At 72.6% G+C, this 23405-nt stretch carries 15 protein-coding genes; 9 read left to right on the forward strand and 6 right to left on the reverse strand.

Translation table 11 applies throughout. The features are described from left to right. The first annotated feature begins 3 nt into the window (after positions 1 to 3). Complete coding sequence (locus tag EDD54_RS00755) at positions 4 to 849, forward strand: HpcH/HpaI aldolase/citrate lyase family protein (protein ID WP_166653417.1); 846 nt, start codon at positions 4 to 6, stop codon at positions 847 to 849. After that, on the forward strand, positions 846 to 1169 hold the full coding sequence (locus EDD54_RS00760) for an Rdx family protein (RefSeq protein WP_126537494.1): 324 nt from the start codon (positions 846 to 848) through the stop codon (positions 1167 to 1169). Before EDD54_RS00755 ends, EDD54_RS00760 begins: the two co-directional genes overlap by 4 nt. A gap of 12 nt (positions 1170 to 1181) precedes the next feature. Here the strand turns inward: EDD54_RS00760 and EDD54_RS00765 are convergent, their stop codons facing one another. The 5 genes from EDD54_RS00765 to EDD54_RS00780 all read right to left on the reverse strand — a co-directional run bounded on the left by EDD54_RS00765 (position 1182) and on the right by EDD54_RS00780 (position 8108). Next, complete coding sequence (locus EDD54_RS00765) at positions 1182 to 1952, reverse strand: sensor histidine kinase (RefSeq protein ID WP_126537492.1); 771 nt, start codon at positions 1950 to 1952, stop codon at positions 1182 to 1184. 120 nt (positions 1953 to 2072) lie between these two features. Further along, positions 2073 to 2399 carry a DUF2293 domain-containing protein gene (locus EDD54_RS23320; protein ID WP_425374986.1) on the reverse strand — a complete coding sequence of 109 codons (327 nt, stop codon included), beginning with the start codon at positions 2397 to 2399 and terminating at the stop codon, positions 2073 to 2075. A gap of 5 nt (positions 2400 to 2404) precedes the next feature. Next, entirely contained in the window at positions 2405 to 2605 is a 201-nt protein-coding gene (locus EDD54_RS23325; protein ID WP_245515703.1) for a hypothetical protein, read from the reverse strand. Between the two features lie 71 nt (positions 2606 to 2676). Then, positions 2677 to 4488: a CHASE2 domain-containing protein gene (locus EDD54_RS00775; RefSeq protein ID WP_126537488.1), complete on the reverse strand. Its 1812-nt coding sequence runs from the start codon at positions 4486 to 4488 to the stop codon at positions 2677 to 2679. Next, on the reverse strand, positions 4488 to 8108 hold the full coding sequence (locus EDD54_RS00780) for a FecR domain-containing protein (protein ID WP_126537486.1): 3621 nt from the start codon (positions 8106 to 8108) through the stop codon (positions 4488 to 4490). The genes EDD54_RS00775 and EDD54_RS00780 overlap by 1 nt, the downstream gene beginning before the upstream one ends. A gap of 257 nt (positions 8109 to 8365) precedes the next feature. Here EDD54_RS00780 and EDD54_RS00785 point away from each other — a divergent pair, with 257 nt between their 5' ends. Next, positions 8366 to 12079, forward strand: a complete 3714-nt coding sequence (locus tag EDD54_RS00785) for an EAL domain-containing protein (RefSeq protein WP_126537484.1) — start codon at positions 8366 to 8368, stop codon at positions 12077 to 12079. On the opposite strand, the gene EDD54_RS00790 is transcribed toward EDD54_RS00785, so the two are convergent. Next, on the reverse strand, positions 12058 to 12864 hold the full coding sequence (locus EDD54_RS00790; RefSeq protein WP_126537483.1) for a DeoR/GlpR family DNA-binding transcription regulator: 807 nt from the start codon (positions 12862 to 12864) through the stop codon (positions 12058 to 12060). The two genes, EDD54_RS00785 and EDD54_RS00790, sit on opposite strands and share 22 nt — an antisense overlap. A gap of 316 nt (positions 12865 to 13180) precedes the next feature. On the opposite strand from EDD54_RS00790, the gene EDD54_RS00795 reads away from it, so the two are divergent. From EDD54_RS00795 to EDD54_RS00820, 6 genes are all read left to right on the forward strand, one after another. Beyond that, complete coding sequence (locus tag EDD54_RS00795; RefSeq protein ID WP_207620575.1) at positions 13181 to 14143, forward strand: ABC transporter substrate-binding protein; 963 nt, start codon at positions 13181 to 13183, stop codon at positions 14141 to 14143. Between the two features lie 227 nt (positions 14144 to 14370). Next, positions 14371 to 15408 carry a quaternary amine ABC transporter ATP-binding protein gene (locus tag EDD54_RS00800; protein WP_126537481.1) on the forward strand — a complete coding sequence of 346 codons (1038 nt, stop codon included), beginning with the start codon at positions 14371 to 14373 and terminating at the stop codon, positions 15406 to 15408. Positions 15409 to 15412: 4 nt separating this feature from the next. Beyond that, on the forward strand, positions 15413 to 17425 hold the full coding sequence (locus EDD54_RS00805) for an ABC transporter permease (protein WP_245515605.1): 2013 nt from the start codon (positions 15413 to 15415) through the stop codon (positions 17423 to 17425). A 1-nt stretch (position 17426) separates the two neighbouring features. Further along, complete coding sequence (locus EDD54_RS00810) at positions 17427 to 18299, forward strand: choline/ethanolamine kinase family protein (protein WP_126537479.1); 873 nt, start codon at positions 17427 to 17429, stop codon at positions 18297 to 18299. Continuing rightward, complete coding sequence (locus EDD54_RS00815; RefSeq protein WP_126537477.1) at positions 18296 to 20743, forward strand: GcvT family protein; 2448 nt, start codon at positions 18296 to 18298, stop codon at positions 20741 to 20743. The genes EDD54_RS00810 and EDD54_RS00815 overlap by 4 nt, the downstream gene beginning before the upstream one ends. Positions 20744 to 20979: 236 nt before the next feature. Further along, positions 20980 to 23400, forward strand: a complete 2421-nt coding sequence (locus EDD54_RS00820; RefSeq protein WP_126537475.1) for a GcvT family protein — start codon at positions 20980 to 20982, stop codon at positions 23398 to 23400. The last annotated feature ends 5 nt before the right edge of the window (positions 23401 to 23405 follow it).

A 23405-nucleotide genomic window follows, 5' to 3' on the forward strand; every position in this document is an offset into this window, starting at 1 on the left:
CCCGTGAACGCAATCGAACCCCTCCGATCCGTCGTCGCCGTCTCGGCGGCGCGGCCCGACCTCGTCGAGAAGGTCATGGGCCGCGGCGCCGACGCCATCCTGCTCGACCTCGAGGGCGAGGCGACCTCCGACCTGCACCGCGCCGCCGTCGCCGCGCTGCCCGACGTCGTGCAGATGCTGAAGGGCCGCGAGACCGTCGTGCTGGTCCGCCTGACTCCCGGCCTCGAGGCGACCAACGAACTGAGGATGTTCACCGACCTCGCGATCGACGCCTGGGTGCTACCGCGGGCGGAGGATCCGCAGCAGATCCAGACGCTCGCCTCGATCGTCCGCGCCGCCCGCCGTCCGAGCGACGCCGGCCTCGTGCCGCTGATCCAGACCGCGCGCGGCGTCGTCGCCGCCGCGACGCTCGGCGGCTGCGACATGCGCGTGATGGCGCTCGCCTTCGACGGCGACGCCTTCGCCGAGGACCTCGGCATCGCGCCCGAACCGGTCGGGCTCGCCATGCCGGGTCAGCAGGTGGTGCTCGGCGCCCGCGCCGCCGGCCGCTGCGCCCTCGGCCTGCCCGGCGCGGTGCGCGGCGGCGACGCCAGCGAGCGCTTCCGCTCGCTCTGCATCCACGGCCGCGCGCTCGGCTTCTCGGGCGTGCTCTGCTCGGCCCTGGCGCAGGCGCCGGTGGCGAACAAGGTGTTCCGCTCCAGCGAGGACGAGATCGCCTGGGCCGACGGCATCGACGAACAGCTCGCCGCCCGCGTCTCCGGCCACTCGCCGCGCGACCGTGACGGCCGCCTGATCGACCGCTCCGTGGTAGACCGCGCGCGGCTGGTCTCGCTCAGGGCGCGCTCGTGACCGCCAGCGACGACGCGGCGGCGCCGCGGCCGCGGGTGGCGATCACCTATTGCCGGCAGTGCAACTGGCTGCTGCGCGCCGGCTGGATGGCGCAGGAACTGCTGTCGACCTTCGGCGAGGAACTCGGGGAGGTCGCGCTGCGTCCGGCCACCGGCGGCGCCTTCTGGATCGAGGTCGACGGCGAACTCGTCTGGGAGCGCGTGCGCGACGGCGGCTTCCCGGACGTCAAGGCCCTGAAGCAGCGCGTGCGCGACGCCATCGCCCCGGACCGCGACCTCGGCCACGTCGACCGGCCGCAGAGAACGGACCCGGGCGCCTGACGGATTCCGCGGTCAGCCGCCCGCCGGAGCGGCCTCGGGCGGAAAGCGGATCTCGAAGGCGGCGCCGGCACCGGGCGCGGATTCCACCGCCATCCGCCAGCCGTGGCGCTCGACGATCGCCTTGCAGATCGACAGGCCGAGGCCCGAGCCGGTGTAGGCGCTGCGCGGGTTGAGGCGGCGGAACGGCTCGAAGATCGCGCTGCCTGCGGTCTGCTCGAAACCGATGCCGCGATCGCGCACGGTGAGCACGACGCCGCCGTCGTCGGCGCGGCGCGAGCGGATCTCGACATAGGGCTCGGTGCCGGGCGTGAAGAACTTCAGGCTGTTGGACACGAGGTTCAGGACGAGGTGGTAGAGTTGCAGCCGGTCGGCCCGCACGGTCGCCGGCTCGATCGAGACCGACAGGATCGCGCTGGTCTCCACCACCGTTCCCGACACCGCCGACAGCACCTCGTCGACGATCCGCTTCAGTTCGACCGGCTCGCGGTGGACCTCGCCGCGGGCGCTGCGCGAATAGGCCAGCACGTCCTTGACGAGTTGCTGCACCTGCCGGGCCGAGCGGCGCAGCACGTCGAGGGCGTAGGCGGCGTCGTCGGCGTCGTCGGTGGCGAGCGCCTGTTCCAGGAGGTCGGTGAAGGCGCCGATCTTGCGCAGGGGTTCCTGGAGATCGTGGAACGCGGTCACCGTGAAATCGCGCAAACGATCGTTCTCCGCGGCGAGCTCGGCGAGCCGACGGTTCAGCGCGGGCAGGTCGGTCTCGTTCGATCCATCCCCCAGCGCCATGTCCTCCCCCCGTCGGGATCCCCTGCGGTGATCAAATTAAGGCACTGCTATGTATTCGACCAGATGCGCGTCAATGCTGAGTTCACCATGAAAATGACACGCGCTGAAGCCCGCCGGTGCTCACCATCCCGTGTCTTTTGTGTCCGTCGTCGAATCGTCGTCGCCGAGGGGGCGTCGGACCCCCCAGCCGGCGAGCGCGGCCGCGAGGTCCTCGCGCACGAAATGGCGGGCGGCGTCGCGGTCGTAGCCCTCGTCGAGCAGGCTGTCGTAGTCGGTGAAGACGTGGCGGGCGTAGGCGACGAGCGAGAGCCAGGCGGCGGTCTCGGGCTTGGCGCGGGCGAGGCCGGCACTGTCGACGGCGTGGTCGGCGACCACGGAGAACTCGTGCGCGGGCAGACCAGGCGCCAGGCGGCGCAGCGCCGTCTCGATCGCCGCGCGCGTCGCCAGGACGGTCAGCCCCCGAATTCGCCGCCGACCGCGACCATCGCCGCCAGCAAGAGCACCGCGCCGCTGGCGAAGGCCCAGGCGAGGACCTCGAGCTTCTGCTTGTCGTCGTGGAAGGTCGGGCCGTTCGGCAGGACGCTGCGCACCGTCGCGGCACCGGTGGCCGCGAGCACGACGACGCAGAACAGGAAGGGCAGGGCGTCGGGCATGGTCGGGCACCACTCGTCGAACGTTTCGGACCGGACCGTTGAATGGGCGATTTGCGGCGTGAGCGCAAGTCCTACCCGCCATGCGTCGCCTCCGCCACCCCCGAACGGGTGACAGCCCACACCGCCTCCGGCTCGCTCCGGCCGCGCGGGACCACGCTGTCGACGGCCGTGAAGGCGAAGCGCTCGCCGAGGGCCGCACGGGTGGCGTCGCCGACCAGGATCGGAACGTCGTAGCGCCGGGTCAGCGTCTGCAGGCGGGCGGCGGTGTTCACGGTGTCGCCGAGCGCGGTGTAGTCGAAGCGTGCCGACGAGCCCATGTTGCCGACCACAGCCTCGCCGGTGTTGACGCCGACGCCGACCGCGAGCGGACCGATCGGCCGCCCGGTACCGTCGGGCTCGCGCTCGATCGCCGCCGACAGCCGCGCCACCGCCTCGACCATGGCGAGCGCCGCCTCGACCGCGCGGCCGGCGTGGTCGGGCTCCTCCAGCGGGGCGTTCCAGAATGCCATGACGCAGTCGCCCATGTACTTGTCGATGGTGCCGCCGCGCTTCAGGATCTCGTCGGAGAGCGGATCGAGCACCCGGTTGACGAGCTGCGTCAGCCGTTCCGGCTCGTCCTTGAGCCGCTCGGCGATGCCGGTGAAGCCGCGCAGGTCGCAGAAGAGCACCGTCAGCTCGCGCCGCTCGCCGCCGAGCCGGAGCGCCGCCGGCTCGGCGGCGAGCCGCTCGACCAGTTCCGGCGCGAGATACTGGCGGAAGGCGCGGACGATGTCGCGCCTGAGGCGGCGCTCGGCGGCGAAGTCGGCGATGCCCTGGACGGTCAGCACCGTCGTGAAGGCGAGGGCGGGGCAGACCGGCGACACCCAGACGTGGCGGAACGCCAGCAGCAGCCCCGCGCCGGCCACCATGGCCGCGGTGAAGGCGGCGCCGCCGACGATCGCCGCCGGATGGGTGCCGCCCCTGACCGAGAGGCCGGCGAGGAGCGCGGCGAGGGCGGTGAGGACGACGCCGAGGCTCGCCGGCGTGGCGGTGATCGCGCGGTCGAGGCGGAGCGTGTCGAGGATCGCCGCCTGGACCTCGACGCCGGGCACGAGGCGGCCGGTGCGCGGCGTGAACGGGGTCGCGAAGGCGTCGGTGCCCGACGCCTTGACGTCCGGCACCGCCTGGAGGCTGAGCCCGACCAGCACGATGGCGTCGCGGAAGGTGCCGGGCGGCAGCGTGCCGGCCGGGTCGAGCGCCTGATAGTAGGACACGGTGCGGTAGGTCCGCGCCGGACCGACCGGGGCGATCAGGTCGCCGGGCGCGGTGGCGGCCGGACGCTCGCCGGCCGCCTCGAGCAGCCGGCGCGCGAAGCCGTCGGCGAAGGGCGGCACGCGCCGGAGCACGCCGTCGCCGTCGAGCATCACCGAGACGAGGCCGGAACGGGCGCCGGCGGCGGTGAGCGTCTGCAGCGGTTCGGTGCGCAGGATCTGGTCGGCCTGGGGCGTCTCGACCACGCTCTCGTCGGCGCCGAGCACCACGTCGGGCTCGAGGGCGGCGGCGAAGGCCTCGTCGTCGCGGTCGTTCGAGGCCTCGGCGAAGACGACGTCGAAGCCGATCGCCCGCGCGCCCGCGGTGCGCAGCGCCCGGACGAGGCGGCCGTGCAGGGCGCGCGGCCACGGCCACTGGTCGCCGACGTCGGCGAAGGACGGCTCGTCGATCGCGACGATCACCACGTCCGGCGACGGCGCGGCGGGACGCAGCGTGGCGGCGAAGTCGACGAGGCGGGCGTCGAGCAGGTGGAACGGCCCGCTCGCCGAGACCGCCACCACGGCGGCGGTTGTGACGGCGACGAGGGTCGCGACCAGGGCGCTGCGCCGGCGCGGACCCGCCAGCGCCGCCATCAGAATCGGACCGCCAGCTTCGCCTCGACCGTGCGGCCCCAGCCGGGCGTGTCGGGGGCGATGTCGAAATGCTTGTCGAGGATGTTGTAGAGGCCGACGTCGAAGACAAAACGGCCACCGTCGGGCTCGTAGCGGAACTTGGCGTCGACGGTGAAGGCCTCGTCGAGCCGGGTGCCGAGGTCGTCGCCGAGGCGCTCGCCGACGTAGGTGCCGGACAGCGTCACCCGCCAGCGCGCCGGATCGACGTAGGCGAGGCCGACCCGCGCCATCGTCTCGGGCACGTAGGGGATGTCGGCGCCGGTGCCGTCGTCCGAGCGGGCGAGCGCCAGGGTGGCGAAAGCGCCGAAGCCGTGGCCGAGGAGCAGGTTGGCCGAGGCGGTCAGACGGTCGACCTCGCCGTCGGCGACGGTGTAGGTCTCGAGCGTGCCGGGATTGGTGATCGACAGCCGCTCGAGCCACTGGTGCTGGTACTCGATCGCCGTGAACAGGTTGTCCGACCACTCGGCCTCCCACTTCGCACCGACGGTGTCGGCGGTGGCGCCGGAATCGAGCGGGGCGTCGTAGGGGCGCAGCCCGACGGCGCCGATCGGCTCCAAGGTGGCGAGGCCGGGCATGTCGACGTCGCGCTCGGCGAAGGCGCGCAGCCACTGGCCCTCGTAGAACGACCAAGCGACGCCGACGCGCGGGCCGAGGTCGAAGCCCTGGTCGCGGCCGCCGCCGTCGCTTTCGGCGATCCCGGTGTCGTGGAAGGTGCCGTCGAGGCCGACCTCGAAGGCCAGGTCACGGTTCGGCTCGAAGCGCAGGTTGCCGTAGGCGCGGGCGAAGGAGAAGTCGCGCGTCTCCGCGCCGCTCTGCGTGCTCGGGTCGCCGCCCGGCGGCGTCGTGGTGGTCGAGAGCGCCGAGCGCTCGTCACCGCCGCCGCCCTCGAGGCCGTAGACGAAGCTCCAGGCGTCGCCGCCGATCATGTGCTGCAGGCTGCCACGGACGACGCGCTGGCGGACCTCGGCGTCGAAGTCGGCGAGCGTGCCTTCGCCGTCGGTCGGGACGTCGAACAGGTTGGCCCGGTCGGTGCGGTCGCCGTAGGTGACCGCGGCGTTGACGACGTTGCGCCAGCCGATCGTGTGGCTCCAGGTGGTGCCGGTCTGGACGGCGTCGGAGCGGATCAGGTCGTCCGGCGTCGGCCACCACCACACGCCCGGTGTCGCGACGTGCTGGCGGCCGGCGGTGACGAAGCTGGTGACGCGGTCGTAGGGCGTCGGCGTCGCCCCGAGGATCACCGACAGCGACCCCAGGCGATCGTCGACGTTGCTGTCGTTGCCGTCGAAACGGTCGACCGTGAGGTTGGCGCTGAGGCCGAACGGGAACGGCTTCAGCGCGAAGGCCTGGATGTTGGTCTCGCTGCTCCAGCCGCGGCCCTCGCCGAAGGTCAGGCCGCCGATCGTCTCGGCCTCGAGGAAGGGCGCGTGCAGCAACTGGCGCCGCCGGAGCGTGGCGCCGATCGCGAGCGGGTCGTGCAGCAGGCCCTGCAGCAGGATCGAGAAGTCGTCCTCGCCCGAGCCCCGGTCGGGGGCGAGGTCGCCGCGGGCGAGGGCGTCGGTGAAGGCGGTGGCGTTGCCCTCGGCGGCGGCGTCGTTGTAGCCGGAGAAGTCGAAGCGCGAGAACGAGCGGTCGCCGTAGTAGTCGGCCCAGGCGGACAGCCCGGCGAAGCGCATGGCGTCGGCGACGGTGGAGAGCGCGTCGGCGTTGGCCCCGAGGGTGGCGAACCAGCCGCCGCGCGATTCCGAGCGCCTCAGCGCCTCGCGCGCCGCCGCGATCGCCACGTCCGCCTCGTAGGCGTCGATGGCGAAGCCGGAGCGCACGATCGAGGGCAGGGGATCGTTCGGGTCGAGGCGGTCGGCGTTGTCGAGCGCCTGCCAGGCGGGATCGTCCTGGTCGTTCTGGTAATAGGCGGCGGCGAGCAGAAGCAGCGCCTGCGAATAGGTCGGGTTGGCGGTCGAGCCCTTCAGCAGCGCCTCGATCGCCGCGGGCATGTCGCCCTTCTGCAAGTACCAGCGGCCGAGCGCCACGTAGGCGACGTCGAAGGCGGGATCGAGGGCGAGGGCGCGGTCGATCTCGGCCCTGGCCTCCTCCATGCGGTTCTGCTCGAGCAGCATCAGCGCGTAGTTGGCGTGGCCGAGCGGATCCTCGGGGTCGAGTTCGATCGACCGGCGGATCGCCGCCTCGGACTCGCGCGTGGCGTCGCGGTCGTCGTAGGCGAGCGACACCGCGTTCCAGATCGACGCCGATCCCGGCTGGATCGCCGCCGCGGCGCGGGCGTCGGCGAGCGCACCGGCAAGGTCGCTCTCGTAGGCGCTGCGGTAGTAGCTGCGCGATTCCAGCGCCATCGGCTCCTGCGGATCGAGCGCCAGCGCGCGCTCGTAGGCCTCCCGGGTCTGCGCGCGGTCGTCGACCACCGCCGCGAGCTGCGAACGCGCCGCCGGCAGGTAGGAATCGGTCGGCCAGCGCCGCTCGGCCTCCTTCAGGAGGTCGATCGCGGCCGGGACGCCCTCGCGGAAGGCGAGGCCGTAGGCGGCGGCCGTGGCGGCATAGGGGCTGTCGAAACCGGCCGGCGGCGTCGACGGCCGGTCGGGATGGGCGAGCGTGTCGGCGAAATGGGCAGCGTAGAGCGCGACGGTGCGGCGCTTCGGGTCGAGCCGCGGCTGGGCGGCGCGGAGCGTCGCGGCGGCGGCGGCGTAGCGGCCCTCGTTGGCGGCGAGCAGGCCCTCGACGAGGTCGAGCCGGGCGGCCTCGGCCGGCGACGGCCGCAGCGCGCGGGCGGCCGCGACCGCGGCGCGGGTGTCGGCGCGGCTGTCGAAGCCGAAGGCGATCTCGGCACGCGCGACGGCGTCCGCGACGCCGCGCGCCGCCGGCGGGATCGCGTCGATCCGCGCCCGCTCCTCGCGCTGCTCCCGCGTCGAGCCCGGGTGCGCCGACAGGAGCTGGAAGGCGTAGCGGATCGGCATGTAATAGAGCATCTGCTCGCGGTCGTCCGGGCGCACCACAACCGTCTTGGTCGGCGCCTCGCCGACCGCCACGGTCGCGGCCTCGCCGGGCTGCACCACCACGCTGCCTTGCGCGTTGGCGAGCTCGACCTTGCCCTCGAGCACGATCAGCGACGTCCGCCTGTCCGGCCCGACGGTCAGCGTCCAGTCGGTGCCGCGGATCGCCGCCGCCGCCGCCGGGGTCTCGACCGTGACCGCCGAGCCGCCGCGGGCCGCGCGCGCCCAGATGGTGCCGCCGGAAAGGTCGAAGCGCGAATCGCCGTTCGGCCGGAGCTCCTTGATCCGCATCGTGGTGTTACGGCCGATGCGCAGCTGGGTCTGGTCGGCGAACAGGACGGCGAGCTGACCCTCGGCGTTGGTGCGCAGGCCGTCGCCGGTGCGCACCTCTTGGCGCACCTCCACGGGAATCCAGCCCGGCCGCTCGCCGAGCTCGAGCTGTTCGCCCCGCTTCACGGCGACGACGGTGCCGGCCACGGGCGGATCGCGCGGCACGATTTCCGCGGCCGCGGCGCTCGCGTAGACGGCGGCCGCGGTGGTGAGGACGAGGTTGCGCAGGCGCATGTCGTGAAACTGGACCACCCGATTGAACGGCGATGGAACGCGTGCACCGGTCCCGCTGTCAAGGCGTGCGGACCGGCCGCGTGGAGCGGCCGCCTCCGAACGGGCGTCGATCTCGGAAAATCGCATGGATCCATCGATTTGCAACGACTGCGAAACGTTTGGCGACCACGATGACCGGACCGGGGGCAGGCGATTTGGCGACCATGACGGGGCAGGGGACGGAAACGGTGTCGGCGCGTGCCGATCGGACGGCATCCGCGAGGATCGCCGCCGCGGTGGCGCTGCTGGCCGTGATCGCCGCCCTTGCCGTGCCCGCGATCGCACCGGTTCCGGGCGCGCGGGCCTACGTCTGGGTCGCCGACGCCGTCCTGGTCACGGCCGGGCTCGTGGCCCCGGCGCGCCTGCGCATCCCGCTGGTCGCAATCACCCTTTTCGCAATTCCCGCCGTCGTGTTCGCCACCGGCGCCGCCTCGTTCGAGAGCGCGGTCGCGGACGGGATCGGCGACGCCGTCTGCGTCGCCGTCGCGCTGGCGATGGCGCTCGGCATGGACGGCGGGCGGACGATCCGCTCCCACGACATCGCCGGCCTGTTGCGCCGGACAGCGGCGGTCGCGTTCGTCGGTCCGATGGTCGGCGCCCTCGTCGGGGCCGCTCTGCTCGCCGTCCTCGGCGAGGCGGGCTTCGGCGGGGCACTGTGGTCACGGTGGACGGCCGGCTCGGGTGGCGCGCTGACCGTTCTGCCCGTGCTGCTGTTCCCGCCGATCATCCGGCTCGGCCGGGCCAACGCGCTGCGCGAGTTCATGGAGGCGATGGCGGTGTTGGCGGCGACGCTGGTGCTCGTCGTCTTCGCCGTGCCGAACCTGCGCTTCCCCTTCGTGGCGGCGATGATCCCGCTGGCGCTGGCGTCGAGCCGGATGCGGCCGATCCAGATCGCGGGCCTGTGCTCGGCCGTCGCCACCGCCTTCGCGCTCGGCGGCGTCCATGGCGCCTATCACGGCCTCGGCAGTGCGGCCCTAGCGTTCGACGGCGGCCTGCAGGTGGCGGGCGCGGTCGCCGCCTTCGTGCCCTTCTGCATCGCGGTGCTGGCCGAGCACATCCGCCGCGACAAGCGCGCCCTCGCCGTCGGTGCGGAACAGCTCCGCCGGGCCTTCCAGGGCAGCGCGGTCGCCGCCGGCATGATCGGTCGCGACGGCACATTCATGCGTGTCAACGCCGCCTGCGCCGCGCTGTTCGGCCGTACGGAGGCGCAGATCGTCGGTCGGCGGCTCGACGCCTTCTGTCGGGAGGGCGACCTCGACCCGGACTGGCTACCCGGACTGTTTCCCTTCTCGCGCGACCCGGTGGCCCACCGCGACCTGCGTCTCGTCCGGCCCGACGGCACAGAGGTCTGGGCCCGCGTCCACGCCTCCGCGATCCGCCGCCGCCCCGGCGCACGCTCGCTCTATCTCTTGGTGCAGATCGAGAACATCGACGCCCAGCGCCGCGCCGTCGACGAACTCGTCCGGGTCCAGACCCTTTGGAACTTCGCCCTCGAAGGCGCCGGGCAGGGGGTGTGGGAGGAGGACTATCTCACCGGCAAGGACCACTATTCCCTGACCTGGACGGCGCTGCTCGGCTTCACCGAGGCCGACATGGCCGGCCGGCGCTACTGGCCCGACATGGTCCACCCGGACGACCGCGCCGAGGTGGTGCGGCGCGTCCACGAGCACGAGGCCGGTCTGACCTCCTCCTTCGAGGCGACCTGCCGGATGCGCCATGCCGACGGCCGCTGGGTCTGGATCCTCGACCGCGGCCGCATCATCGAGCGCGACTCCGAGGGGCGGCCGGTGCGCATGGTCGGAACCCACACCGACATCACGCGCCAGAAGGAGAACGAGGAGAAGCTCGCGATCCTCAACGAGCGCATGCGCCTCGCCACCGAGGCCGGCGGCGTCGGGCTGTGGAGCTACGACGTCGCGACCGGCGAGGTGTTCTGGGACGAGCGCATGCACCAGCTCTACGGCATCGACACCGGCGGGTCGTCGTCGCACGAGGTCTGGTCGGCGTGCCTGCACCCGGACGACCGCGAGGCGACGCTCGCCCTGTTCTTCGCGGCGGTGGAGCACGGGGCCGCCTACAACACCGTGTTCCGCATCGTCCGCGGCGACGGCGAAGTGCGCTACATCCGCACCCTCGCCAAGATGACGAAACGCGCCGACGGCGGCGCGCTGATGGTCGGCTGCAACTGGGACGTCACCGAAATCCGCCTCACCGCCGACGCGCTCGCGGAGGAGAAGGAGCGGCTGCGCGTCACGCTGCATTCGATCGGCGACGCGGTGATCTGCACCGACACCGCCGGCAACGTCACCTTCATGAACCTCGCCGCCGAGACGCTCACCGGCCACATCGAGCCGATGGTGCGCGGCGCCCCGCTCGCGACGGTCTACCGCCCGGTCCACGAGGACAGTGGCGAGGAACTGCCGTCCTCGGCGGCCGAGGCGCTGCGCAGCGGTGCGCCGGTGGAGATGGGCCACCCCGCCAAGCTGGTTCGCCCCGACGGCGTCTCGCGCGCGGTCCGCGACAGTGCCGCGCCCGTGCGTGCGGCGAGCGGCGAGACGATCGGCGTGGTGCTCGTCTTCCAGGACGTCACCACGGCGCGCGCCCTGCAGCGCGACCTCGCCTACGCCGCCAGCCACGACGCGCTGACCGGCCTGAAGAACCGCACCGCCTTCGAGGGCGCCGTGCAGGCGGCGCTGGCCGAGGCGCGGGCCGGCGGCCCCGGTCACGCCGTGCTGTTCGTCGACCTCGACCGCTTCAAGGTTCTCAACGACACCGCCGGCCACGCCGCCGGCGACACGCTGCTGCGCGAGATCGCCGGCGTGGTCCACGCGGTCGTCCGGCCGGGCGACGTGGTCGCCCGCCTCGGCGGCGACGAGTTCGCCGTGCTGCTGCGCGACTGCCGGATCGACGAGGCCGAGGCCCAGGGCGCGCGCATCATCGAGGCCGTGCGCTCGCTGCGCTTCTCCTGGAACGACCGCGTCTACAACTTCGGCGCCTCGATCGGCGTCACCGCGCTCGACGCCCGCAGCGTCGGCGTCGCCGAGGCGCTCGCCCAGGCCGACGTCGCCTGCTACGCCTCCAAGGCCGGCGGCCGCGACCGCGTCTCGGTCTACCGTCCGGACGCCAGCGAGGCGCACCGCCACCTCTCCGACCTGCACATCGTCGCCGGCATCCGCGAGAGCATCGAGGCCGGCATGTTCCGGCTCTACGCCCAGGAGATCCGCGAACTCTCCGCGCCGCTCGCCCGCGCGCCGCGCCTCGAGATCCTGACCCGCATGGTCGGCCCGGACGGCGCGCTGGTGCCGCCCGACGTGTTCATCCCGGCCGCCGAGCGCTTCGACCTGATGGGCGCGCTCGACCGCTGGGTGCTCGCGACCACGCTGCGCGAGCACGGCGCCCGCGTCATGGCCGTCGAGGGGCTGACGGTGGCGGTGAACCTCTCCGCCAACTCGCTCAGCGATCCGACGCTCTGGGACTTCCTGTCGGCCGAACTCGCCGCCACCGGCTTCTGCCCGTCCCGCCTCGTGCTCGAGATCACCGAGACCGCGGTGATCAACAATTTCGTCGCCGCCGAACGCTTCATTACCGCGGCGCGCGCGGCCGGCTGCCGCGTCAGCCTCGACGACTTCGGCTCGGGCGTCTCCTCCTTCACCTACCTGAAGCGCTTCCCGGTCGACGCCATCAAGATCGACGGCACCTTCGTGCGCAACATGAAGGACAGCCGCTACGACATGACGATCGTGCGCATGATCCACGAAGTCGGCATGGAACTCGGGGTCGAGACGATCGCCGAGTTCGTCGAGGACGTCGAGACGGTGGACCTGTTGCGCACGATCGGCGTGGCCTGGGGCCAGGGCTACCTGTTCCACCGCCCGCGCCCGCTCGACGAGGTGCTGGACGGCTACCGTCCGGCGCTGGCGTCGCCGGCTCAGGTGGCGCGTCGGGCCTGAGGCTCGGCCGCGGCCGCGGCGGCCTGCGGGGGCGTCAGCACCGTCGCGCCGTGTTCGGCGAGCCGCGCGGCGAGGTCCGGCGGCGGCAGCGCGTCGGTCGCCAGCGTGTCGAAGCCGTCGAAGCCGCAGACCCGGACGAGGGCGCGCCGGCCGAACTTGCTGGCGTCGGTCACCACGATGCGGCGGTCGCCGCAGGCGAGCACCTCGCGGCCGAACTCGGCCTCCTCGAAATCGTAGTCGGTGACGCCGGCCTCGGCGTCGATCGCGCCGGTCGACACGATGGCGTGGCGGACGCGGAAGCGCTTGACGAACTCCACCGCCGCCGCGCCGAAGGCGGCGCCGTTGTCGGCCCGGAGCCGGCCGCCGGCCATGTAGACCGTGTTGTCGTTGACGACCGACAGGGTGCGGGCGACGTCCGACGAGTTGGTCACCACGGTGAGACGGCGGCGGGCGAGCAGCGCCCGGGCGACGAAGCTCGTGGTCGTCCCGGTGTCGAGCATGACGCTGTCGCCGTCCTCGACGAGACCGGCGACCAGCGCCGCGATCGCCCGCTTGGCCTCGGCGTTCTCGCGCATCCGGCGGTCGAACGGCGCCTCGCCGCGCTGGCTCGACAGCGCCGCGCGGCCGTGGGTCTTCACGACGGTGCCGGCGTCGGCGAGCAGCTTGAGGTCGCGTCGGATCGTCTCCGCCGAGACGGCGAGCCGGTCGGCGAGGTCGCTGACGCCGAGGGTGCCGGCGCTGGCGAGCGCGTCGACGATCGCGGTCTGGCGGGGTGTCCGTCCCATGGTGGGCTCGTGGCGCTCCGGTGTGGGAACACCATCATAGTCGTGCCCGGCTCGTGTGGGAATATGCCCGAACTGCCCAGGAAGGCGGCAGGATGGCGCGTCTTTGCCACGCCGGGGTGTGGGAGTGCTGTGGTTTTCGGATTGACTCGCCCGGCGCCGTCGGTCGACACTGACCCTGGAGAGACGGGCACGAACCCGTCCCAGGGAACGCGCCGGTCCCGGCCCCTCGAGGCGGAGCGACCGGCGGCAACGTCGTCGTCGAGGGGAGGGCGGTCGCGGGCGGCCGGCCGTCCCCGCTCAATCGCGGGAGAGACCGATGCGCAGTGCCTTCCCCCTGTTCCGACGCCTCGCGCCGGCGCTCGCCGGCCTCGGCCTCCTCGCCGCGGCGGCGATGCCGGCGGCGGCGGTCGAATCCACCGACCCGATCAAGATCACCCTGCACGACTGGACCGGTCAGCTGCTCTCGGCCCACATCATGGGCGAGGTGCTGAAGAAGGCCGGCTACAACGTCGAATACGTCCAGGCCGACTATCTCGCCCAGTTCGCCGGCCTGAAGACCGGCGACCTCGACCTCGCCATGGAGATCTGGGCCACCACCGGCCGCGAGGCGCTCGAGGAGGCCGTCGCCTCCGGCGGCGTCGAGAACCTCGGCGAGAGCGGGCTGCAGGCGATCGAGGAGTGGTGGTACCCGGACTACGTCAAGGAGAAGTGCCCGGGCCTGCCCGACTGGAAGGCGCTGAAGGACTGCGCGGAGATCTTCTCGACGCCGGAGACGGCGCCGAAGGGCCGCTATCTCGGCGGCCCGGTCACCTGGGGCGGCTTCGACGAGGAGCGCGTCGAGGCGCTCGACCTGCCCTTCGAGGTGGTCCACGCCGGCACCGACGCGGCGCTGTTCGCCGAACTCGAATCCGCCGAGCAGCGCAAGGCGCCGATCGTGCTGTGGATCTACGCGCCGCACTGGGCCCCGGCCAAGTACAAGGGCGAGTTCGTCCAGTTCCCGCCCTACGAGAAGGCCTGCTACGAGGATCCCGCCTGGGGCGAGAACCCCGACGCCACCCACGACTGCGGCAAGCCGCGCGGGCCGATCTGGAAGGCCGGCTGGTCCGGCATCAAGGACAAGTGGCCGGGCGCCTACAAGGCGATCAAGGCCTTCACCCTCGACAACGACGAGATGGGCAAGATGGTCGGCGAGGTGGACCTCGACGGCAAGAAGCTCGACGACGTCGTCGCCGAGTGGATGAAGACCAACGAGGCGCGCTGGAAGCCCTGGGTGGAGTGAGGGGGCTTCTACCCTCCCCCTTGCGGGGAGGGTCGGCCCGAAGGGCCGGGGTGGGGTCGCTTCCGTGGGCGCGGCGCTTCTCGTGGCGTCTCGCGGGTTGACGCGTACCCCACCCCGCCGGCCTCCGGCCGTCGACCCTCCCCGCAAGGGGGAGGGTAATCGGCGCATCTCCCGCCCCCCGCCCACGGGCGGGGCGCCACGGATCCTCTCACCCGGTCGCCGTCGCCATGAGCCAGTCCGACATCGCGCCGCATCTCGCCGCCACCGGCCTGTGGAAGCTCTACGGGCCGGCCGACGTCGACCTGACGCACCACGTCGACGCGGCGCGGACGACCGAGGAGCTGAAGGCCGCGGGGGTGGTCGGGGCCGTGCGCGGGGTCGAGCTGTCGGTGCGCCGCGGCGAGATCTTCGTGATCATGGGCTTGTCCGGCTCCGGCAAGTCGACGCTGGTGCGCCTGCTCGCCCGCCTGATCGACCCGACCGCCGGCGCCGTCACCTTCGACGGCCGCGACCTCGTCGACCTGCCGCCGCGCGAGCTGATCGAGATCCGCCGCCACCGCATGGCGATGGTGTTCCAGAACTTCGCCCTGCTCGGTCACCTCTCCGCCCTCGGCAACGTCGCCTTCCCGCTCGAGGTCCGGGGGCTGCCCCGGGCCGAGCGCGAACGGCGCGCCCGCGAGGTGCTGCAACTGGTCGGCCTCGAGGGCCGCGAGAATTCCTATCCGCGCCAGCTCTCCGGCGGCCAGCAGCAGCGCGTCGGCATCGCCCGCGCGCTCGCCGGCGATCCGGAGCTGCTCTTCCTCGACGAGCCCTTCTCGGCGCTCGACCCGCTGATCCGTCGCGAGATGCAGGACGAGTTCCTGCGCCTGCAGGCGGTCCTGAAGAAGACCATCGTCTTCATCACCCACGACTTCGACGAGGCGATCCGGCTCGCCGGCCGCATCGCCATCATGAAGGACGGCGCGATCGAGCAGATCGGCACGCCGGAGGATCTCGTGCTGCGCCCGGCGACGCCCTACGTCGCCGCCTTCACCCGGCAGGTCTCGCCGTCCAAGGTCCGCACCGTCGCCTCGCTGATGCGGCCGCTGCCCGAGGGCGGGGCGGTGCCGGCGGGGTATCCGGAGGTCGCCGCCGACGCCAAGGTCGCCGACGTCGGCCCGCGCTTCCGCGCCGCGCCGGGCCCGTTCCTGGTGACCGACGGCGACGGCCGGCCGGCGGGCGTGCTGCGGCGCGACGACGTCGTCGACGTGGTACTCGGAGGCTGAACGGGTGACGGACGGCATCGCCACCGCCGCCGCGCCGCCGCGCGGCCTCGCCGGGCCGTCCCGCCGCCTCGTCGGCTGGGCGGCGTTCCTGGCGGTCTGCATCGTCGTCTCGCTGACGGCGAAGGGCCTGGCGCCGGCCGCCGCGGTCTATCCCAAGGCCTGGGTGGTGCCGGTCCGGCGCTGGATCTCCGCTTTCATGAAATGGCTGGTGGAGAGCGCCGACCTCGGCCTCTTCACCGTGCGCGAGGCGACCCGTGCCGTCGCCGCCGTGCTGGCCGTGCCCTACGACGTCGCGCTCGGCCTGTTCGCCCGCGGCCTCGTCGACGGTCCCGGCACCGACGCGCCGCAGATCCTGCCGCCGCTGTCCTGGGCCGCGGTCGTGCTGCTGGTCGCCGCCGCCGGGACCTGGGCGGGTGGGCGCCGGCTCGGCCTCTTCGTCGGCGCCTGCTTCCTCTATCTCGCGGTGTTCGGCGAGTGGCAGGCGGCGATGACGACGCTGGCCTCGATCGTGGTGGCGGTGCCGCTCGGCGTCGCCGGCGGCCTCGCGGTCGGCCTCGCCGCCTACCGCAGCCGCGGCTTCGAGCGGGCGATCTCGCCGCTGCTCGACCTGATGCAGACGGTGCCGGTATTCGCCTATCTGGTGCCGATCCTGGTGCTGTTCGGCTTCGGCCCGGTCGCCGCCATCCTCGCCACCGTGATCTACGCCATGCCGCCGATGGTCCGGATCACCATCGTCGGCCTGCGCGCCGTGCCGGCCGAGGTGCTCGAACTCGCCGCCATGATCGGCTGCACCCCGCGCCAGACCACGTGGCGGGTGCTGCTGCCGACCGCGCTGCCGGCGCTGATGGTCGGCGTCAACCAGGTGATCATGCTGTCGCTCAACATGGTCATCATCGCCTCGATGATCGGTGCCGGCGGCCTCGGCTTCGACGTGCTGGCGGCGCTGCGCAAGCTCGACATCGGCGGGGGCGTCGAGTCCGGCCTCGCCATCGTGGTGCTGGCGGTGGCGCTCGACCGGTTGTCGCAGGCGGTCGCGGTGCGCGAGGCCCGCCGCACGACCGGGGCCGACGGCACGCCCCGGCGCGACCCCGCGATCGGCCTCGCGCTCGCCGGCGCCGCGGCGGCGACGGTCGGCGCGCTGTTCGTGCCGGCGCTCGCGACCTATCCCGAGGCGTTCAGGCTCACGACCGGGCCGATCTGGTCGGACGCGATCGCCTGGATCAACGTCCATTTCTTCGACACCCTCGACGCGGTCAAGAACGCGCTGCTGCTCGGCGTGCTGATCCCGGTCAAGCGCTTCCTGCTCGAGCTGCCATGGACGGTGGTGGTGGCCGTCGTGACCGCGCTCGGCTGGAGCGCCGGGGGCCTGCGCCTCGCCGGGCTCGTGCTGGTGCTGACGTCGGCGATCGCGATGGTCGGCCTGTGGGAGCCGGCGATGGTGACGCTCTATCTCTGCGGCGTCTCGGTGGCGATCGCCATGCTGATCGGGGTGCCGATCGGCATCGCCGCCTCGACCCGGCCGCGCCTTTGGCGGGTGGTCGAGGCCGGCATCGACACGCTGCAGACCCTGCCGTCCTTCGTCTATCTGATCCCGGTGGTGATGCTGTTCCGCGTCGGCGACTTCTCGGCCATGGTCGCCGTGGTCGCCTACGCCGTGGTGCCGGCCGTGCGCTACACCGCGGTCGGGCTGATGCGGGTCGACCCGCAACTGTTGGAGGCCGGCGTCGTCGCCGGCTGTACGCCGTGGCAGCTCCTGACCAAGGTCAAGCTGCGCCTCGCGTTCCCCGAGATCCTGCTCGGCCTCAACCAGACCGTGATGCTGGCGCTGTCGATGCTGGTGATCACCGCGCTGGTCGGCACCCGCGACCTCGGCCAGGAGGTCTACGTCGGCCTCACCAAGGCGGACGTCGGCCGCGGGGTGGTCGCCGGCCTCGCCATCGCCTTCATCGCCATCGTCGCCGACCGCCTCATCATGGCGGCCGCCGGCCGCCGAAACGCCACCCGGGGAGGGCACTGACGTGGACGCCGAGACCCGCATCCGCGCGCTGCCGATCTGGAGCGGGCCGATCGCCGTCCGCCCGGTCGGCGGCGGCCTGTCGAACTCCAACTACGCCGTCACCGACGCCGGGCGCACCGTGATGGTCCGCCTCGGCGACGACCTGCCGTTCCACCACGTCTTCCGCGACCGCGAAGTGGCGGTGAGCCGGGCCGCCCACGCCGCCGGGCTGTCGCCGGCGGTGGTCCACGCCGAGCCCGGCGTCAGCGTGTTCGAGTTCCTGACCGCGCGGACCTACACGGCGGACGACGTGCGCGCCAATCGGGGGCGCATCGTCGAGATGGTGCGCCGGCTGCACGCCGACGTCGCCCGCCACCTCGTCGGCCCGGCGCCGTTCTTCTGGGTGTTCCACGTCGTGCGCGACTACGCCGCGACCCTGACGGCCAAGGGCAGCCGGATGGCCGACCGGGTGGCCGAGTTCGTGGCGATCGCCGACCGGCTCGAGGCGATGCAGGTGCCGCTGCCGCTGGTGTTCGGCCACCACGACCTCCTGCCCGCCAACATCATGGACGACGGCACCCGGCTCTGGCTGGTCGACTGGGAATACGGCGGCTTCGGCACGCCGCTGTTCGACCTCGCCAACCTCGCCGGCAACGCCGGCTTCTCCCGCGACGAGGAGCTCGACCTGCTCGACGGCTATTTCGGCCGGGCACCCGAGCCGGCGCTCGTGCGCGCCTTCGACGCCATGAAGGCCGCCTCGCTCTTGCGCGAGGCGATGTGGAGCCTCGTCTCCGAACTCACCCTGAACGCGCCGGGGGCCGACTACGAGGCCTACACCGCCGCCAATCTCGGGCGCCTCGAAGAAGCGCTCGCCTCCCTCGAGGAAAGACCATGAGCACGCCCACCATCCCGACCCAGGCGGACGTCGTCGTCATCGGCGGCGGCATCGTCGGCTGTTCGACCGCCTACCACCTCGCCCGCGACCACCGCCGGAACGTGCTGCTGCTGGAGAGCGGCCGGCTCACCAACGGCTCGACCTGGCACGCCGCCGGCCTCGTCGGCCAACTGCGTACCTCGGCCTCGATCACCCGGTTGCTGAAGTATTCGGTCGAGCTCTATTCCAAGCTCGAGGCCGAGACCGGCCTCGCCACCGGCTGGAAGCAGAACGGCGGCCTGCGCCTCGCCTGCAACCAGGACCGCTGGATCGAGATCAAGCGGCAGGCCACCACCGCCAAGAGCTTCGGCCTCGAGATGCACCTGCTCTCGCCGAAGGAGGCGCTCGACCTCTGGCCGCTGATGGATCCGTCCGACCTCGTCGGCGCCGCCTTCCTGCCGACCGACGGGCAGGCCAGCCCCTCCGACATCACCCAGTCGCTCGCCAAGGGCGCGCGCATGCACGGGGCGAAGATCGTCGAGGGCGTCGCCGTCACCGGCTTCCGGATCGAGAACGGCCGCGTCACCGGCCTCGACACCACCGCCGGGCCGGTCGCCTGCGAGAAGGTCGTCATCTGCGCCGGCATGTGGTCGAAGGAGGTCGGCCGCCTCGCCGGCGTCTCGATCCCGCTGCAGCCGGTGCAGCACCAGTACATCCTCACCGAGAAGATCGACGGCGTCTCGCCGAACCTGCCGACGCTGCGCGACCCCGACCGCCTGATCTACTTCAAGGAGGAGGTCGGCGGCCTCTCCATGGGCGGCTACGAGACCAACCCGATCGCCTGGGCCGAGGCGGGCATCCCGAAGAATTTCGAGTTCCAGCTGCTCGACGAGAACTGGGACCACTTCGAGCCGCACATGATCCAGGCGATCGAGCGCGTGCCGGCGCTGGCGAATGCCGGCGTCAAGCAGATGATCAACGGCCCGGAGAGCTTCACGCCCGACGGCAACTTCATGCTCGGCGAGGCGCCGGAGGTGAAGGGCGTGTTCGTCGGCTGCGGCTTCAATGCCTTCGGCATCGCGTCCGGCGGCGGCGCCGGCTGGGCGCTCGCCAACTGGGTCGAAACCGGCGAGCAGCCGATGGACCTGTGGGTCGTCGACATCCGCCGCTTCGCCGGCCTGCACCGCGACGACGCCTGGGTCTGCGAGCGCACGCTCGAGGCCTACGGCAAGCACTACTCGATCGCCTGGCCGCACGAGGAGTACAAGTCGGCCCGCCCGCGCATCGTCTCGCCGCTCTACGAGCGCCTGAAGGCGGAGGGCGCCGTGTTCGGCTCCAAGCTCGGCTGGGAGCGGCCGAACTGGTTCGCCGCCCCGGGCGAAGCCGCCGAGGACGTGCCCTCGCAGGGCCGCACCAACTGGTTCGAGCCGGTCGGCGCCGAGCACCGCGCCTGCCGCGAGGCCGTGGTGGTGTTCGACCAGTCGTCCTTCGCCAAGTTCGAAGTCAGCGGCCCGAAGGCCGCCGAGCGGCTGGAATGGGTCGCCGCCAACCGGGTCGCCCGCGGCCCGGGCCGGCTGACCTATACCCAGATGCTGAACTCGCGCGGCGGCATCGAGTGCGACCTCACGGTGGCGCAGATCGCCGACGACCGCTTCTACGTCGTCACCGGTACCGGCTTCCGCACCCACGACGGCGCCTGGATCCGCGACCACCTCGGCACCGACGGAGTCACCTTCACCGACGTCACCGAGGACTGGGGCACGCTGTCGCTGATGGGGCCGAAGGCGCGCGACGTGCTCGCCGCCGTCACCGACGCGGACATGTCCAACGCCGCCGCGCCCTTCGGCAGCGTCCGCGACATCGTCGTCGCCGGCCACCCGGTCAGGGCGCTGCGCGTCACCTACGTCGGCGAACTCGGCTGGGAGCTGCACGTGCCGCTCGCCGCCACCGGAGACGTCTTCGACGCGCTGATGGCCGCCGGCGCGCCGCACGGCATCCGCCCGGCCGGCTACCGGGCGATCGAGTCGCTGCGCCTCGAGAAGGGCTACCGCGCCTGGGGCTCGGACATCACGCCGAACGACAGCCCGGTCGAGGCCGGGCTCGGCTGGGCGGTCAAGCTGAAGTCGAACCTCGACTTCCTCGGCCGCGCTGCGACGGCGGCGATCGCGTCGGCGCCGCTGAAGAAGCGCCTCGTCGGCTTCACCGTCGCCGATCCCGACTGCTTCCTGGTGGGCCGCGAGACCATCCTGCGCGACGGCGTGCCGGTCGGCTACCTCGCCAGCGGCGGCTGGGGCTACACCGTCGACGCCGCCATCGGCTACGGCTACGTCCGCCGCGAGGAGGGCGTCGCCGAGGACTGGCTGACCGCGGGGCGCTACGAGCTCGACGTCGCCAACCGGATCTTCCCGGCGACGCTCGCGCTCGGCCCGCTCTACGACCCGGCCATGGCGCGCGTGAAGGCGTGACGGATCGTCCTGACCCTCCCCTCGTGGGAGGGTCGGCGCTGAGCGACGGGGAGGGTCGCCGGGCGTGGAGCCCGACGCCCCGAGGTCGGCGCCACCCCACCCCGTCGGCCTCCGGCCGCCGACCCTCCCCACAAGGGGGAGGGTAGACCCTGCGGCGACCGTCGCACGCGTTCTTCCAGTGCGGGGCATCTCCGCGCTCTCCGATCGATCCCCGCTCCCCTCGCGAGATCCCAACGATGTCCTCCTCGCTTCCCTCCCACGCCCGCATCGTCGTCGTCGGCGGCGGTGCCGTCGGTACCTCGGTCGCCTACCAGCTCGCCAAGGCCGGCGAGCGCGACGTGCTGCTGATCGAGAAGGCGCAGCTGACCCACGGCTGCACCTGGCACGCGGCCGGCCTCGTCGGTCAGCTGCGCACCAAGGCCAACCTGACCCGGCTGATGCAGAACTCGGTCGCCGTGTTCGACCAGCTCGAGGCCGACACCGGTCAGGCGGTCGACTGGAAGCGCGTCGGCTCGCTCCGACTGGCGGGGTCCGAGGCGCGCTGGTCGGAGATCCGGCGGACGCTGTCGATCGCCCGTTCCTTCGACTTCGAGGCGCACACGCTGAACGCCCGCGAGGCCCGCGACCTCTTCCCGTTCATCGTCGAGGACGGCATCGTCGGCGCCGCCTTCATCCCCTCCGACGGCTACGTCGACCCCTATTCGCTGACCATGGCCTACGCCAAGGGCGCCCGCGCCGGCGGCGTCAAGATCCGCGAGGGCGTGCTCGTCACCGACATCGTGGTGGCCGACGGCCGGGTGACCGGCGTCGTCACCGACCACGGCAACGTCTCCTGCGAGATCCTGGTCAACTGCGCCGGCTTGTGGGCGCGGCGGGTCGGCGAGATGGCCGGGTTGTCGCTGCCGGCCGGCGTGGTCGAGCACCAGTATTTCGTCACCGAGCAGACCATCGACCTGCCGCCGGGCATTCCGACCCTGCGCGACCCCGACCGCATCTTCTACCTGAAGCCCGACGTGCGCTCCTTCGCCATCGGCGGCTGGGAGGAGGGCGCGCCGGAGTGCTGGAACTCGCGCCCGCCCTTCGACTTCGGCCGCTCGCTGTTCCCGGCCGACATGGACCGCCTCGCCCTGTTCGCCGAACCGGCGGCCGAGCGCATGCCGATCCTGAACGAGACCGGTATCCGCACCGTCATCAACGGCCCGATCCCGGTCTCGGCCGACGGCGAGCCGATCATGGGCCCGGTGCCGGGCATCCCCAACCTCTTCGTCGCCTGCGGCTTCACCGCCGGCATCGCGGCGTCCGGCGGCGCCGGCCTCGCCATGGCCGCCTGGATCCTCGACGGCGATCCGGGCATGGACCTCTGGCCCTTCGACGTCCGCCGCTTCGGTCCGCACCACGGCCAGTCGCGGCATCTCGGCGAGCGCGCCCGCACCGCCTACGCCGGCTACTACAAGCTCCATTATCCGGGCGAGGAGACCTCGGTCGGCCGGGGCCTCCGCCGCTCGCCGCTGCACGGCCTGCTCGACGACGCCGGCGCCCGCTTCGGCAACCGCTTCGGCTGGGAGCGGCCGAACTGGTTCGCCGAGCCCGGCGACGCCCCGGAGCGCCCGACCTTCGAGGACGTGCCGGCCGGCTTCGACGCGGTGGCGCGCGAGGTGCGGGCGATCCGCTCCGGCGTCGCGCTGATCGACCAGACCTCCTTCGCCAAGTTCGAGGTGACCGGCCCCGGCGCCTTCGCGGCGCTGCAGGCCCTCGTCGCCAACGACCTCTCCGGCGGCCCGGGCAAGGTCACCTACACCCAGATCCTCAACGCCCGCGGCGGCATCGAGGCCGACGTCACCGTGCTGGAGCCGGAGGCCGGCCGCTTCTTCGTGATCACCGGCTCGGGCTTCGGCGTCCGCGACGGCGCGACGATCCGCGCCGGCCTGCCGACCGACGGCTCGGTGGCGATCCACGAGGTGACGTCCGGCTACGCCGTGCTGAACCTCTGCGGCCCCGCCTCGCGGGCGGTACTGGAGACCGTGTCGGCCACCGACGTCTCCAACGCCGCCTTCCCGTTCCTCGGCTGCCGGATCGTCGAGATCGGCGACGCCACGGTGGTGGCGAGCCGGATCGGATACGTCGGAGAACTCGGCTACGAGCTTCTGATCCCTTCGGAATTCGCCCCGCACGTCTACGAGAGCCTGAAGGCGGCCGGCGCCGCCCACGGCATCCGCGACGCCGGCTACAAGGCGATCGACAGCTGCCGGATGGAGAAGGGCTATCTCTACTGGTCGGCCGACGTCGGCCCCGACGACGACCCCTACGAGGCCGGCCTCGGCTTCTGCGTCAAGCCGGACAAGGGCCCGTTCCAGGGCCGCGACGCGATCGTGGCGAAGAAGGCGGCCGGGCGCCGGCGCAAGCTGGTGTCGTTCCGCGTCGACGGCTTTGCGCCGCTGATGGGCGGCGAGGCGATCCTCGCCGACGGCCGCGTCGTCGGCTCGACCACCAGCGGCGGCTACGGCCACCATCTCGGCTGCTCGATCGCCTTCGGCTATGTTCCGACCGAGGGCCTCGAGGCGGCGCGCTTCGAACTGGAGGCCTTCGGCCGGTTGCATCCGGCGACGGTCGGCCCGCGCTGCCTCTACGACGCCAAGGGCGAGCGGCTGAAGTCGTGACGACG

Origin of the sequence: Oharaeibacter diazotrophicus, assembly GCF_004362745.1 — a bacterium.
Lineage (GTDB): Bacteria > Pseudomonadota > Alphaproteobacteria > Rhizobiales > Pleomorphomonadaceae > Oharaeibacter > Oharaeibacter diazotrophicus.

What these genes read in the sequence shown, in the direction of transcription:
- EDD54_RS00765 (WP_126537492.1), bottom strand. Translation starts at nt 1,952, where the DNA reads ATGGCGCTGGGGGATGGATCGAACGAGACCGACCTGCCCGCGCTGAAC.
- EDD54_RS23325 (WP_245515703.1), bottom strand. Translation starts at nt 2,605, where the DNA reads ATGCCCGACGCCCTGCCCTTCCTGTTCTGCGTCGTCGTGCTCGCGGCC.
- EDD54_RS00775 (WP_126537488.1), bottom strand. Translation starts at nt 4,488, where the DNA reads ATGGCGGCGCTGGCGGGTCCGCGCCGGCGCAGCGCCCTGGTCGCGACC.
- EDD54_RS00790 (WP_126537483.1), bottom strand. Translation starts at nt 12,864, where the DNA reads ATGGGACGGACACCCCGCCAGACCGCGATCGTCGACGCGCTCGCCAGC.
- EDD54_RS00795 (WP_207620575.1), top strand. Translation starts at nt 13,181, where the DNA reads ATGCGCAGTGCCTTCCCCCTGTTCCGACGCCTCGCGCCGGCGCTCGCC.
- EDD54_RS00800 (WP_126537481.1), top strand. Translation starts at nt 14,371, where the DNA reads ATGAGCCAGTCCGACATCGCGCCGCATCTCGCCGCCACCGGCCTGTGG.
- EDD54_RS00815 (WP_126537477.1), top strand. Translation starts at nt 18,296, where the DNA reads ATGAGCACGCCCACCATCCCGACCCAGGCGGACGTCGTCGTCATCGGC.
- EDD54_RS00820 (WP_126537475.1), top strand. Translation starts at nt 20,980, where the DNA reads ATGTCCTCCTCGCTTCCCTCCCACGCCCGCATCGTCGTCGTCGGCGGC.